This is a genomic window from Streptomyces sp. NPDC026672 (genome assembly GCF_040638185.1).
In the GTDB taxonomy this organism is placed as follows: domain Bacteria; phylum Actinomycetota; class Actinomycetes; order Streptomycetales; family Streptomycetaceae; genus Streptomyces.
In genome coordinates, this window is record NZ_JBEZXS010000088.1 from 1 (window position 1) to 13,400 (window position 13,400).

Annotated in this window: 10 protein-coding genes and 1 tRNA gene; 3 read left to right on the forward strand and 8 right to left on the reverse strand. The window is 72.4% G+C overall.

Annotation, left to right across the window (positions count from 1 at the left end; translation table 11 throughout):
- Positions 1-162: 162 nt before the first annotated feature.
- Entirely contained in the window at positions 163-825 is a 663-nt protein-coding gene (locus tag AB0F77_RS42470) for a response regulator (protein ID WP_361959978.1), read from the reverse strand.
- A 99-nt stretch (positions 826-924) separates the two neighbouring features.
- Here AB0F77_RS42470 and AB0F77_RS42475 point away from each other — a divergent pair.
- Positions 925-1,007 (forward strand) — tRNA-Leu (locus tag AB0F77_RS42475).
- A gap of 75 nt (positions 1,008-1,082) precedes the next feature.
- On the opposite strand, the gene pyk is transcribed toward AB0F77_RS42475, so the two are convergent.
- Positions 1,083-2,519, reverse strand: coding sequence for a pyruvate kinase (pyk, locus tag AB0F77_RS42480; protein ID WP_361959981.1), 1,437 nt, complete (start codon positions 2,517-2,519; stop codon positions 1,083-1,085).
- 142 nt (positions 2,520-2,661) lie between these two features.
- Positions 2,662-3,354, reverse strand: a complete 693-nt coding sequence (locus AB0F77_RS42485; RefSeq protein WP_361959984.1) for an SIMPL domain-containing protein — start codon at positions 3,352-3,354, stop codon at positions 2,662-2,664.
- Between the two features lie 149 nt (positions 3,355-3,503).
- Here AB0F77_RS42485 and AB0F77_RS42490 point away from each other — a divergent pair, with 149 nt between their 5' ends.
- Positions 3,504-5,315, forward strand: a complete 1,812-nt coding sequence (locus AB0F77_RS42490) for a 5'-nucleotidase C-terminal domain-containing protein (protein WP_361959987.1) — start codon at positions 3,504-3,506, stop codon at positions 5,313-5,315.
- Positions 5,316-5,353: 38 nt separating this feature from the next.
- Here the strand turns inward: AB0F77_RS42490 and AB0F77_RS42495 are convergent, their stop codons facing one another.
- The 5 genes from AB0F77_RS42495 to AB0F77_RS42515 form a co-directional block, all read right to left on the reverse strand.
- A complete protein-coding gene (locus AB0F77_RS42495; protein WP_361959990.1) occupies positions 5,354-6,763 on the reverse strand; it encodes a SidA/IucD/PvdA family monooxygenase in 1,410 nt (469 codons plus the stop codon).
- Positions 6,760-8,121, reverse strand: coding sequence for an aminotransferase class I/II-fold pyridoxal phosphate-dependent enzyme (locus tag AB0F77_RS42500; protein ID WP_361959993.1), 1,362 nt, complete (start codon positions 8,119-8,121; stop codon positions 6,760-6,762). Before AB0F77_RS42500 ends, AB0F77_RS42495 begins: the two co-directional genes overlap by 4 nt.
- Before the next feature lie 575 nt (positions 8,122-8,696).
- Positions 8,697-11,177, reverse strand: coding sequence for an aminopeptidase N (gene pepN / locus AB0F77_RS42505; RefSeq protein ID WP_361959996.1), 2,481 nt, complete (start codon positions 11,175-11,177; stop codon positions 8,697-8,699).
- A gap of 56 nt (positions 11,178-11,233) precedes the next feature.
- Positions 11,234-11,764 (reverse strand): response regulator, encoded by a 531-nt coding sequence (locus AB0F77_RS42510; protein WP_361959999.1) that lies wholly within the window; start codon positions 11,762-11,764, stop codon positions 11,234-11,236.
- An 88-nt stretch (positions 11,765-11,852) separates the two neighbouring features.
- Complete coding sequence (locus AB0F77_RS42515) at positions 11,853-12,206, reverse strand: chorismate mutase (RefSeq protein WP_361960002.1); 354 nt, start codon at positions 12,204-12,206, stop codon at positions 11,853-11,855.
- Positions 12,207-12,345: 139 nt separating this feature from the next.
- Here AB0F77_RS42515 and AB0F77_RS42520 point away from each other — a divergent pair, with 139 nt between their 5' ends.
- Entirely contained in the window at positions 12,346-13,251 is a 906-nt protein-coding gene (locus tag AB0F77_RS42520; protein WP_361960005.1) for a hypothetical protein, read from the forward strand.
- The last annotated feature ends 149 nt before the right edge of the window (positions 13,252-13,400 follow it).

A 13,400-nucleotide genomic window follows, 5' to 3' on the forward strand; every position in this document is an offset into this window, starting at 1 on the left:
CTCGTACTGGATGTACTCGGGCGTTCCGACAACGCAGCGAGTGTGCGTGCCAGGCGTCGCGGGCCAGGCGGGACTTTCGAAACACGCCCTAGGCGGCAGGGCCGCACATCGCCGGAGCCCCGCGCCCCTCACGGGGTGCGGGGCTCCGCGTGTTCCAGGGGGTCAGCCCTTGTCCTTCGTGGACTTCTTCTCCGCGCTGTCCGCGATGACCGCCTCCGCGACCTGCTGCATCGACATGCGGCGGTCCATCGACGTCTTCTGGATCCAGCGGAACGCGGCCGGCTCGGACAGGCCGTACTCGGTCTGGAGGACGGACTTGGCGCGGTCGACGAGCTTGCGGGTCTCCAGGCGCAGGGTGAGGTCGGCGACCTCCTGCTCCAGCTGCTTCAGCTCGGTGAAGCGGGAGACGGCCATCTCGATCGCGGGCACCACGTCGGTCTTGCTGAACGGCTTGACCAGGTAGGCCATGGCGCCGGCGTCACGGGCGCGCTCGACGAGGTCGCGCTGGGAGAACGCGGTGAGCATGAGGACCGGGGCGATGGACTCGGCGGCGATCCGCTCGGCCGCGGAGATGCCGTCCAGCTTGGGCATCTTCACGTCGAGGATCACCAGGTCGGGCCGGTGCTCCCGGGCCAGCTCGACGGCCCGCTCACCGTCACCGGCCTCGCCGACGACGGTGTACCCCTCCTCCTCCAGCATCTCCTTGAGGTCGAGCCGGATCAGGGCCTCGTCCTCGGCGATGACGACACGGGTCGTCAGCGGAGGAACGTGCGACTTGTCGTCGTCGGGCACGTCGACGGGCTGGGGCGACTCGGGGGAGGTCACTCGGGCTCCTCGTCACAGGCTGGGGCAGGTGGTACTGCTCATGCAGCCTACCTAGAGGCGGCGAGCCGCGGTGACCCGGTACACTCTCCGCAGTGCCTGGCCGGGTTGGTGGAACGGTATACACGGAGGTCTCAAACACCTCTGCCTGTGAGGGCTTGCGGGTTCGAGTCCCGCACCCGGCACACTTCTTGGCGCGGAGCACCGGCGCCATGTGAAAGGGCCCCTCGACACCGAGGGGCCTTTCGTGTTCCCGCCGCCTACTTCGGGCCGTCGTCCTCGCCGATGTGGTGGACGCGGACCAGGTTGGTGGCGCCCGAGACCCCGGGCGGGGAGCCCGCCGTGATCACGACGACGTCGCCGGGCTCGCAGCGGCCGTACGTGAGCAGCAGTTCGTCCACCTGGGCGACCATCGCGTCCGTGGACCCGGCGTGCGGGCCGAGGAACGTCTCGACGCCCCAGGTCAGGCTGAGCTGGGAGCGGGTCGCCTGCTCCGGGGTGAAGGCCAGCAGCGGGATCGGCGAGCGGTAGCGGGAGAGCCTGCGGGCCGTGTCGCCGGACTGGGTGAAGGCGACCAGGAACTTCGCGCCCAGGAAGTCACCCATCTCCGCCGCTGCACGGGCCACCGCGCCGCCCTGGGTGCGCGGCTTGTTGGACTCGGTCAGCGGCGGCAGCCCCTGGGCCAGCAGGTCCTCCTCCGCGGCCTCGACGATGCGGGCCATGGTGCCGACCGTCTCGACGGCGTGCTTGCCGACGCTGGTCTCGCCGGAGAGCATCACCGCGTCCGTGCCGTCGATGACGGCGTTGGCGACGTCGCTCGCCTCGGCGCGGGTGGGGCGCGCGTTGTCGATCATCGAGTCGAGCATCTGGGTGGCGACGATGACCGGCTTGGCGTTGCGCCGTGCGAGTGTGATGGCCCGCTTCTGCACGATCGGCACCTGTTCGAGGGGCATCTCGACGCCCAGGTCCCCGCGCGCGACCATGATGCCGTCGAAGGCCGCCACGATCTCGTCGATGTTCTCGACGGCCTGGGGCTTCTCGACCTTGGCGATCACGGGGAGGCGGCGGCCCTCCTCGTCCATGATGCGGTGGACGTCCTCGATGTCCTTGCCGGTGCGGACGAAGGAGAGGGCGATGACGTCGCAGCCGGTGCGCAGGGCCCAGCGCAGGTCGGCCTCGTCCTTCTCGGAGAGCGCGGGCACGGAGACGGCGACACCGGGCAGGTTGAGGCCCTTGTGGTCGGAGACCATGCCGCCCTCGACCACCGTGGTGTGCACCCGGGGCCCGTCGACCGCGGTGACCTCCAGGCAGACCCGGCCGTCGTCGACGAGGACGCGCTCACCGGGGGTCACGTCGGCGGCGAGGCCCGCGTGGGTGGTTCCGCACTGGTGGCGGTCGCCCTCGACGCCCTCCTCCACCGTGATGGTGAAGGTGTCGCCGCGTTCGAGGAGTACGGGTCCTTCGGTGAAGCGGCCGAGGCGGATCTTCGGGCCCTGGAGGTCGGCGAGGATGCCGACACTGCGGCCGGTCTCGTCGGCGGCCTTGCGCACCCGGTGGTAACGCTCCTCGTGATCGGCGTGATCGCCGTGGCTGAGGTTGAGGCGGGCCACGTCCATTCCGGCGTCGACCAGGGCCTTGATCTGGTCGTACGAATCGGTGGCGGGTCCCAGAGTGCAAACGATCTTTGCTCGGCGCATGAATCGAGCCTATGACTTACCGGCCGGTAGGGAATTGGCCGGACGTGACTACTCAACAACCTTTGCGTGAAGCACCCTTGACAAGTGTTGAATTGTGCGGTGCTCCGCTCCTATGAGCATCCCGCGGCAGGAACACGGACCGTCACAGAATCGGCCGGGTGATCGTGAAACGCGCCGTGACCTGGGCGTGGACCTGCTGCCGCTGGGGTTCGAGATCGATCGGCGCGGCCATGTCCTGCGCGTCGGCGGAGAAAGAACGGGAACGGGTGCGGCCGGCGGCACGGAATTGCGGTCCGCCCTCCTCCGCGCCGATGTCGGCGAGTTCGATCAGATCGGCGAGTGCGGCACCGAGTGCCTCCGCGTATTCACGGGCCCTCAGGACCGCGTCGCGCACCGCCTCCTGACGGGCCCGGCGGTGCACCGGGGAGCCGGGGCGCAGCGACCACCAGGGGCCGTCCACCCGGGTCAGCTCCATATCGGCCAGCCGGGTGGTGAGTTCCCCGAGGACGGTGAAGTCGCGCAGGTCGGCGGTGAGGCGCACCTGCCCGGTGTACGTGCGCACCCGCTCGCCGCGGCCGTGCGCGGACAGCTCCGGGGTGATGGAGAGGAAGCCCGTCTCCAGTCGCTCGACGGCCTCGCCGTAGGACTTCACCAGGTCGAGTGCGGCGGCGTTGCGCCGGGTGAGGTCGTCCAGGGCCGCACGCCGGTCCCGGCCGCGGGAGCCGACGGTGACGTGGAGGCGGGCGAGCTCCGGGTCGACGTCGAGGTGGGCCTCGCCCCGGACCGAGACCCGGGGTGGTTCCGCCGGGGCCTGCGCGGGCGAGTCGGAGGTCATACGTCCCACTCTGTCATGCCCTTCCCGCCCCGGGAGGGGGAGTTCACCCCCGGGGTCACCAGATCGAAACCTCCCGGACCTGTTCTCGTCAGTCATGACCAGGTCAGAATCTACGCGCGTCGTTGACCGTTTCCCGAGGGGACCCAGACATGCCGTTGAACCGCCGGAAGTTCCTGACGAAGTCCGCCGTCACCGGGGCGGGGGTCGCGCTCGCCACGCAGGCGGCGGCTCCGGCGGCCCAGGCCGCGCCGGCCCACCACCCCCGGCCCCGGAAGCGGCCCAGGCGCCACTCCCTGACCGTCATGGGCACCACCGACCTGCACGGTCATGTCTTCAACTGGGACTACTTCAAGAACGCCGACTACGCCGACCAGGCCGGCAACGCCATGGGCCTGGCCCGGATCTCGACCCTGGTCGACCAGGTGCGCGCGGCGAAGGGCCGGGCGAACACGCTGCTCATCGACGCGGGCGACACCATCCAGGGCACCCCGCTGACGTACTACTACGCCAAGGTCGACCCGATCACCGCGAAGGGCGGTCCGGTGCATCCGATGGCGCAGGCGATGAACGCGATCGGCTACGACGCCGCGGCGCTCGGCAACCACGAGTTCAACTACGGCATCGAGACCCTGCGCGCGTTCGAGGACCAGCTGGACTTCCCGCTGCTCGGCGCCAACGCGGTCGACGCGAAGACGCTGCGGCCCGCCTTCCCGCCGTACGTCGTCAAGACGATCCGTGTGCCCGGCGCACCGCCGGTCAAGGTGGGCGTCCTCGGCCTGACCAACCCGGGCATCGCGATCTGGGACAAGGCGTACGTGCAGGGCAGGCTGGCCTTCCCCGGTCTGGAGGAGCAGGCCGCGAAGTGGGTTCCGCGGCTGAAGGCGCTGGGCGCGGACGTCGTGATCGTGTCGGCCCACTCGGGTGCCTCGGGCACGTCGTCGTACGGCGACCAGCTCCCGTACGTGGAGAACGCGGCCGCCAACGTGGCCCGTCAGGTCCCCGGCATCGACGCGATCCTGGTGGGGCACGCGCACCTGGAGGTCCCGGAGCAGAAGGTCGTCAACGAGCGGACCGGAAGGACGGTCGTGCTGTCGGAGCCGCTGTGCTTCGCCGAGCGGCTGAGCCTGTTCGACATCGAACTGGTCCTCAGGAAGGGCCGCTGGGAGGTCGAGTCGGTCTCGGCGTCGCTGCGCAACACCAACGAGGTCGCCGACGACCCGAGGATCACCCGCCTGCTGAAGTCCGAGCACGCCAAGGTCGTCGAGTACGTCAACCAGGTCGTCGGCAGTGCGACCGAGACCCTGACGACGGTCGACGCCCGTTACAAGGACGCCCCGATCATCGACCTGATCACCAAGGTCCAGGAGGACGTGGTCAGGGCCGCCCTGGCGGGCACCGAGTACGCCGCGCTGCCGGTGCTCTCGCAGGCGTCGCCGTTCTCCCGCACCTCGGAGATCCCGGCCGGCGACGTGACGATCCGGGACCTGTCGAGCCTGTACGTGTACGACAACACGCTGGTCGCCAAGTTGCTGACGGGCGCTCAGGTGCGGGCGTACCTGGAGTACTCGGCGGAGTACTACGTCCGGACGGCCGCGGGCACGGTGGTCGACGTGGACGCGCTGACCAACGCGAACGGCCGCCCGGACTACAACTACGACTACGTGTCGGGGCTCCGCTACGACATCGACGTGGCCCAGCCGGCCGGCTCCCGCATCAAGAACCTCACCCACGACGGCGCCCCGCTGGACGACACGCGGCAGTTCGTGTTCGCGGTGAACAACTACCGGGCCAACGGCGGCGGCGCGTTCCCGCACGTCGCCTCGGCCCAGGAGCTGTGGTCGGAGTCGACGGAGATCCGGACGCGGATCGCGGAGTGGGTGACCGCGAAGGGCGTGCTGGACCCGAAGGACTTCGCCTCGGCCGACTGGCGGCTGACGCGGGACGGCGTGCCGGTGTTCTAGGGCTCTGGGGCACGGCTCCGGGGCATGTGTGCCGGCGCTCACCGTCCGTCGCCGAGCGGGGTGAGTGCCGGTGCGCGGCGGGCGGCCGGGACCCGGGTGCGTGCTTCGAGGCCGAACGTGGTGAACGCCGTGCGGTCGGGCAGCGGGTAGGGCTCCTCGGCCATGAGGGAGTTGAGGATCGTCGCGCTGCGCCAGGCGGCGAGGCCGAGGTCGGGTGCGCCGACGCCGTGGGTGTGCCGTTCGGCGTTCTGCACGTGGACGGCCCCGGTGACGGACGGGTCGAGGACGAGCCGGAACCGCTCGTCCACGCGCGGGCGTCCGGCGGCGTCGCGGCGCACCTGGGGTTCGAGTCCGGCGAGGAGGCGGTCGAGGGGGCGTTCGCGGTAGCCGGTGGCGAGGACGACCGCGTCGGTGGTGAGCCGGGAGCGGGTGTGCTGCTGGACGTGTTCCAGGTGGAGTTCGACCCTGGTGGTGGCGATGCGGCCCGCGGTGCGGACGTCGACGCCGGGGGTGAGGACGGTGTCGGGCCAGCCGCCGTGCAGGCTGCGCCGGTACAGCTCGTCGTGGATGGCGGCGACGGTCTCGGCGTCGATGCCCTTGTGGAGCTGCCACTGCGACGCGACGAGCCGGTCGCGGACCGGTTCGGTCAGGGCGTGGAAGTAGCGGGTGTAGTCGGGCGTGAAGTGCTCCAGGCCGAGCTTGGAGTACTCCATGGGCGCGAACGACTCGGTGCGGCCCAGCCAGTGCAGTCCCTCGCGGCCGGGGGGCCGGTGGCGCAGCAGGTCGAGGAAGACCTCGGCGCCGGACTGTCCCGCGCCGACGACGGTGACGTGCCCGGCGGCGAGGAACGCCTCGCGGTGCTCCAGGTAGTCGGCGGCGTGGACGACCGGCACGCCTGGCGCGTCGGCGAGCGGCCTGAGCGGTTCGGGCACGTGGGGCGCGGTGCCGACGCCGAGGACGACGTTGCGGGTGTACGTACGCCCCAGGGCCTCGGCCTCCCCGTCGGCGTCGAGCTGGGTGAAGTCGACCTCGAACAGCTCGCGTTCGGGGTTCCAGCGCACGGCGTCGGCCTGGTGGGAGAAGTGGAGTCCGGGCAGGTTCGCGGCGACCCAGCGGCAGTAGGCGTCGTACTCGGCGCGCTGGATGTGGAAGCGCTCGGCGAAGTAGAAGGGGAAGAGGCGGTCGCGGGTCCTGAGGTAGCTGAGGAAGGACCAGGGGTTCGCGGGGTCGGCGAGGGTCACCAGGTCGGCGAGGAACGGGACCTGGAGGGTGGCGCCCTCGATGAGCAGGCCGGGGTGCCAGTCGAAGGCGGGGCGCTGTTCGTAGAAGACGGCGTCGAGGCCGGCCAGGGGGTGGGCCAGGGCGGCGAGGGAGAGGTTGAACGGGCCGATGCCGACGCCCACCAGGTCGCGGGGGGTGTCGGGCGCGGGGTGTGGGGGGCGGGTCATGCGGGGGTGGTTCCTTCCACGAGGTGCAGGAGGTGCGCGAGGTCGTCCGCGCGGGTGTGGGGGTTGAGCAGGGTGGCCTTGAGCCAGAGGCGGCCGTCGGGGCGGGCCCGGCCGAGGACGGCGCGGCCGTCGAGCAGCAGGGTGCGCCGCAGGGCTGCCACCTCGTCGTCGCCGGCTCCGGCGGGCCGGAACAGGACGGTGCTGATGACGGGCCGGTCGTACAGCTCGAAGCCGGGGTGGGCGTCGACCAGGGTGGCGAACTCGTGGGCGAGGGCGCAGACGCGGTCGACGAGGGCGCCGAGTCCGGTGCGGCCGAGGGTGCGCAGGGTGACGGCGGTCTTGAGAAGGTCGGCGCGGCGGGTGGTGCGCAGGGAGCGGCCGAGCAGGTCGGGGAGGCCCGCGTCGGTGTCGTCGTCGGCGTTGAGGTAGTCGGTCCGCTGCCGCAGGACGGCCAGGTCCTCGGGGCGGGCGACGGCGAGGAGGCCCGCCGCGACCGGTTGCCAGCCGAGTTTGTGCAGGTCGAGGGTGACGGTGTGGGCGGCTTCGAGGCCGGCGAGCCGGGCGCGGTGGCGGTCGCTGAAGGCGAGGCCGCCGCCGTACGCGGCGTCGACGTGCAGCCGGACGCCGTGGGCGGCGCACAGCCCGGCGATCTCGGGGAGCGGGTCGACGAGCCCGGCGTCGGTGGTACCCGCGGTGGCGGCGACCAGCAGCGGGCCGCCGATACGGGTCAGGGCCTCGTCGAGGGCGGCGGGGTCGAGGGTCCCGTTCGGGGCGGGGACGGCGACCGGTTCGGGCAGGCCGAGGAGCCAGGCGCCGCGGGGCAGGGAGTGGTGGGCGTTGGCGCCGTGGACCAGGCGGACGCTGCCGCCGTGGGCCTCCCGGGCGAGCAGCAGGGCGAGTTGGTTGGCCTCGGTGCCGCCGGTGGTGACGAGGGCGTCGGCGAAGCCGATCTCGTGGGCGAGCGCGCGGGTGACGGCGGCTTCCAGGGCGGTGGCGGCGGGTGCCTGGTCCCAGGAGTCGAGGGAGGGGTTGAGGGCGCTCACGGCGAGGTCGGCGGCGGTGGCGACGGCGAGCGGCGGGCAGTGCAGATGGGCCGCGCAGAGGGGGTCGGCGGGGTCGGCGGCGCCTTCGGCGAGGGCGGTCACGAGGGTGCGCAGGGCGTCGGGGTCGCCGTGCTGCGGCAGGACCTCCCCGAGGGCGACCGTGACGCGGGCGGTGACGGTGTCGGGGCCGCCGGCGGGCAGCGGTCCGCCGCGCGCCCGGCCGCCGTCCCGGAGCGCGTCCAGGACGGTGCCCAGCAACGGCCGCAGGGCGTCGGGGCCGTGGGGGCCCGAGGCCAGGGGCGGCAACGCGGTCATGGGCTCTCCTCGGGGCGTGGGCAGGGGGTGTCGCCGTGGGAGCCTCCAGCTTGGGGGCGGGGTCGCCGGGGTGCGCGGGAAGTACGGCGAAGGAAACCCGAAAGGGGGTACTGCCGTACGGGGAAAACGTGTCGGGGCACCGGCGGGTACGGAGTGGCGGCGGGTACGGAGTGGCGGCAGGTGCGGAGCGGCGGCAGGTGCGGAGCGGCGGCGGCCGGTTCACGGCGGCGCCGGGGCTGCCCGCCGGGCCGGGTGACGTGCGGCCCGCCCGGACGAACGCCCCGGTCGGCGCTTCACGGAACGGCTGGGTTTCGGCCCGGCCCTGCCGCACCGCCCGACGGGCAGCCGCCGGGCGGGCCCACGCGAGGGCGAGGTGCGCCGGGGCGCACTGGGCCGCGGCACCATGCGCCGGGACGTGACACCGCGGGACGGGGCACGCGGCGGCGAGGAGGAGCGGCGGGGCACCGCGGCGGCGCGCGGCAGGACGGGAACCGGCGCACGGCAAAGGCCCGCGGGGCGAGGCGGGACCGACCGTGCGGCGGGGCCGGGGGAGAAATGCCCCGCCGCACGGGGGGTCAGGCGTTGCGTACGCGCAGGGCCCTCGTCAGGTCGTCGAGTTCGTCGATCAGGCGGCGGCGCAGCGCGGCGACCGGTTCGGCGTCGCGCAGGCACGCCTCGCCGAGCGCGAGGTTCTCGGCGTCGACGGCGTGCGCCGGGAAGGCCCAGCGTCCGGCGGCGGCCGCGATGGCGGGGCCGCGGCGGGCGGCGAGGCCGACCACGTCCTCGTAGTAGCGCGGCACGTACTCCCGTACCAGCTCGGCCTGTTCGGGCTGCCAGAAGCCCTGGGCGGTGGCCGTGAACAGGTAGTTGGAGAGGTCGTCGCGGCGGAACATGGCCTCCCAGGCGGTGCGCTTGGCCTCCGGGTCGGGCAGCGCGGCGCGGCAGCGGGCGGCGCCCTCCCGGCCGGTGGCGCTCGGGTCGCGCTCCAGTTCGGCGGCGACGGCGGCCTCGTCGGTGGCGCCGAGGACGGCGAGCCGGCCCAGGATGCGCCAGCGCAGCTCGGGGTCCAGCTCGGGTCCGCCCGGCACGGTGCCGTCGGCGAGCCAGGCGCTGATGGTCTCGGGGTGGGCGGCGACGTCGATGAAGTGGCGTACGGCGATCAGCCGCAGGCCGGGGTTGTCGCCGTCCTCGGTGCGCCGGATGAGGTCGCGGCACAGGGAACCCAGCGTGGCCAGGGCGGCGGGCCGCTCCTCGGGGGTGAGGTAGCGCCCGGCGACCTGCCCCGCGGCGAAGGCCAGCACGCCCTGGACGAGGGCGAGGTCGCTCTCGCGCGGGAGGTGGGTGCGGGCGGTCTCCAGGTAGGCGGCGGGCGGGAGTTCGCCGTCGCGGACGGCGTCCCGCAGCGCGTTCCACACGACCGCGCGGGTGAGCGCTCCGGGCAGGCCCGACAGGCCGGCGCGGACCGTCTCGAACGACCCGGCGTCGAAGCGGACCTTGGCGTAGGTGAGGTCGCCGTCGTTGAGCAGGAGCAGTGCGGGCCGCTTGCCCAGGGGCTGCGGCCCGGCCTGCGGGACGTCGAGGTCGACGCGCTCGCGCAGGGTGAGTCCGCCGTCGCCGATGACGTCCTGGTCGTAGAGGCCGACGGCGATGCGGTGCGGGCGGCTTCCGGTGTGCTCGACGGTGAGGGCGGGGGTGCCGTCGACGGTGGTGAGGGCCGGGGTGAGGGTGTCGACGCCGGTGGTGCGCAGCCACTGTCCGGCCCAGGCGTGCACGTCGCGTTCGGTGGCGGAGGCCAGGGAGTCGATGAAGTCGGCGAGGGTGGCGTTGCCGAACCGGTGCCGGGAGAAGTGGGTGTTGATGCCGGCGAGGAAGTCCTTCTCGCCGAGCCAGGTGACCAGTTGACGCAGCGCGGAGGCGCCCTTGGCGTAGGAGATGCCGTCGAAGTTGAGCAGGGCGGCGGCCGTGTCGTCGACGGCGTCGGGGGCGACGGGGTGGGTGGAGGGGCGCTGGTCGGCGTCGTAGCCCCAGGCCTTGCGGGCGACGCCGAACTCGACCCAGGGGTCGTCGAAGCGGGTCGCCTCCAGGGTGATCTGGTAGCCCATGTACTCGGCGAAGGACTCGTTCAGCCAGATGTCGTCCCACCACTTGAGGGTGACCAGGTCGCCGAACCACATGTGGGCCATCTCGTGGGCGATGACCATGGCGCGGGTCTGCCGCTCGGTGTCGGTGACGGCGGAGCGGAAGACGAAGTCGTCGCGGAAGGTGACGAGTCCGGGGTTCTCCATGGCGCCGGCGTTGAACTCGGGGACGAACGCCTGGTCGTAGGAGTCGAAGGGGTAGGGCTCCTCGAACTTCTCGTGGAAGCGGTCGAAGCAGGCGCGGGTGATGTCCAGGATCTCGTCGACGTCGGTGTCGAGGTAGGGGGCGAGGGAGCGGCGGCAGTGGATGCCGAAGGGCAGGCCGCGGTGCTCGGTGCGCACGGAGTGGTAGGGGCCGGCGGCGACGGCGACGAGGTAGGTGGAGATCGGCGGGGTGGTCGCGGCCCGCCAGCGGCCCCCGCCGAGGTGCTCGGTGATGCCGTTGGCCAGCACGGTCCAGCCCTCGGGGGCGGTGACGGCGACGTCGAAGACGGCCTTCAGGTCGGGCTGGTCGAAGGCGGCGTAGATCCGCTGCACGTCGTCGAGGAAGAGCTGGGTGTAGACGTAGGTCTCGCCGTCGCTGGGGTCGGTGAAGCGGTGCATGCCCTCGCCGGTGCGGGAATAGGCCATGCGCGCGTCGACGGTCAGTTCGTGCTCGCCCGCGGTGAGGTCCTTCAGGGCGAGGCGGCCGTCGTGCAGGCCCTCCGGGTCGAGGGGCTGTCCGTCGAGGGTGACGGCGCGCAGCTCGGTGGGCTTGACCTCGATGAACGTGTCCCCGTCGGCTCGGGCTTCGAACCGGATCACCGTGCGCGAGTCGAAGCCCTCGTCCCCGGTGGTCAGGTCGAGCTCGATCGTGTAGTGGCGGACGTCGATGAGGTGTGCTCGGAGCTGCGCTTCGTCGCGCGTCAGTACGGACATGCACGACATGCTGCCCGATGGCCGGGACAGCGCACAGGGGCGGATCGCTACACGGCTTATGTCCGGTCCGGCGCGCGCCTGGCGCGCCGGACGTCGCGCTGCGGCGGGACCAGCGCCTCGGGGTGGACGCGGCGCGTGCGCTGGTCGTGCTCCCCCTCCGCGCGGGCCCGCAGATCGCGGATCTCCTCCTCCAGGGCGAGGTGGCGCTGATGGGTGTCGTACAGGTGGCGGACCTTGGTGCGCAGGGCCCAGGGGTCGACCGGTTTGAGGACGAGGTCGGCGACACCGAGGGCGAAGGCGGTGGCGGCGAGTTCGTGGTCCGTGCCGAAACCGGTGAGCAGGACGACCGGAATGTGCTGGGTCTGTTCCAGTCTGCTCATGTACCGGACGACCTCCAGCCCGTCGACGCCGGGCATCCGCACGTCGAGCAGCAGGAGCCCGACCTGTCCGCGCAGCACCTGTTTGAGGGCCTCGTCACCGCTGGTGGCGCGGTCGAGGCGGTAGCCCAGCGGGGCGAGGACGCTCTCCAGCGCGTACAGCGTGTCCTGGTGGTCGTCGACGATGAGGATCCTGGCATCCGACGGCATGGCCCGGCGTCCCTCCCACGTGGACGACCAGCTTACGTCTCCGCGCTGACCCGCAGTGCGGACGGGATGACAGGGAGTACACATCACGTCATCCCACCGGGGCTCCGGGCGGGTCGTCGTGCGAGTCGACCGCCAGGCGCTCGTGGTGTCTGATCACCTCGGCGATGATGAAGTTGAGGAACTTCTCGGCGAACGCGGGGTCGAGCTTGGCGTTCTCGGCGAGGGTGCGCAGCCGGGCGATCTGGCGGGCCTCGCGGGCCGGGTCGGCGGGCGGCAGCCGGTGGCGGGCCTTGAGCCGGCCGACCTGCTGTGTGCACTTGAAGCGTTCGGCGAGCATGTGGACGACGGCGGCGTCGATGTTGTCGATGCTGTCGCGCAGCCGGTCGAGTTCCTCGCGCACGGCGGGCTCGACGTCTCCGGTACCGGTGTTGCTGGTGGTCATGGGCGACCACCCTAATCCGTGATCCGCGACGGTCCTCCGGTGTCCGGCCGCGGAGCGGGGGCGTGCCGACGCCGGCGCGCGCGGGCGTGCCCCCGCATACAGTGGACGGGGAACGCAGGGCGTCTTTGGGGGTACGGACGTGGCGAACGGCGGACCGGTCGAGCACGGCTACCCGCACCTGGAGACGGTGCGGGCCGCCGTCACTGCCCTCTACCGGCGGCTGTCGTACGACACGGTCCGCACCTTCGACACCAGCGTGGTCCCCGCCGACGTGGCCTTCTGCGACACCGACGACCTGTATCTGGGGGCGCAGCGGGTGGCCCGGGAGATCGTGCGGCACTTCCGGCTGCCGGACGCCCGGCTGATCGTGAGCTTCCGGGAGATGACCCACGCGGCGAACGTCGAACTCACCGCGGGGCCCGAGTACTTCGTGGAGCTGAACGACCGGTTCCGCACGCACCGCCGGGACATCGGGGCGGCCCTGGCGCACGAGGTGGCGCACGTCTATCTGCACCGGATGGACCTGGCCTTCCCCAGCACGGCGGAGAACGAGATCCTCACGGACACGACGACGACGTACCTGGGCGCGGGCTGGCTGCTGCTGGACGCCTACCGGGAGGACTCGGCGTCCTCGCAGAAGCTCGGTTACCTCACGCCGGAGGAGTTCGGGTACGTCCTGGCGAAGCGGTCGCTGGTGTTCGGGGAGGACCCGTCGGTGTGGTTCACCAGTCCGCAGGCGTACACGGCGTACGTCAAGGGCATGGAGCGGGCCCGGCACGACGAGCGGCAGCCGCCGCTGACCGCCGCGGGCTGGGCGGGCCGCCGCCGCTACGCCCACGACCGCCGGCACGCGCCGGCCGCACAGCCCGGAGCACAGCCGGGTGCGCAGCCCGGTGCCCCCTACGCCTTCACGCCCGACGGTGTCGGCCGGCTGCGGGTCTCCTTCCCCTGTCCCACCTGCCACCAGCGGATCAGGGTGCCGGTGCGGGGCCGGGTGCGGGCACGCTGCGGGCTGTGCCGCACGGTCCTGGAGTGCGACACCTGACGCACGGCCCCTGGCAGACGGCACCCGACGCCGGGCGCCGGGCACATGGCACCCCTAGGGCGTGTTTCGAAAGTCCCGCCTGGCCCGCGACGCCTGGCACGCACACTCGCCGCGTTGTCGGAACGCCCGAGTACATCCAGTACGAGGGC

Excerpts from the sequence above, each read along its gene's own strand:
- pyk (WP_361959981.1), bottom strand. The coding sequence starts at position 2,519 with ATGCGCCGAGCAAAGATCGTTTGCACTCTGGGACCCGCCACCGATTCG.
- AB0F77_RS42485 (WP_361959984.1), bottom strand. The coding sequence starts at position 3,354 with ATGACCTCCGACTCGCCCGCGCAGGCCCCGGCGGAACCACCCCGGGTC.
- AB0F77_RS42490 (WP_361959987.1), top strand. The coding sequence starts at position 3,504 with ATGCCGTTGAACCGCCGGAAGTTCCTGACGAAGTCCGCCGTCACCGGG.
- AB0F77_RS42495 (WP_361959990.1), bottom strand. The coding sequence starts at position 6,763 with ATGACCCGCCCCCCACACCCCGCGCCCGACACCCCCCGCGACCTGGTG.
- AB0F77_RS42500 (WP_361959993.1), bottom strand. The coding sequence starts at position 8,121 with ATGACCGCGTTGCCGCCCCTGGCCTCGGGCCCCCACGGCCCCGACGCC.
- pepN (WP_361959996.1), bottom strand. The coding sequence starts at position 11,177 with ATGTCCGTACTGACGCGCGACGAAGCGCAGCTCCGAGCACACCTCATC.
- AB0F77_RS42510 (WP_361959999.1), bottom strand. The coding sequence starts at position 11,764 with ATGCCGTCGGATGCCAGGATCCTCATCGTCGACGACCACCAGGACACG.
- AB0F77_RS42515 (WP_361960002.1), bottom strand. The coding sequence starts at position 12,206 with ATGACCACCAGCAACACCGGTACCGGAGACGTCGAGCCCGCCGTGCGC.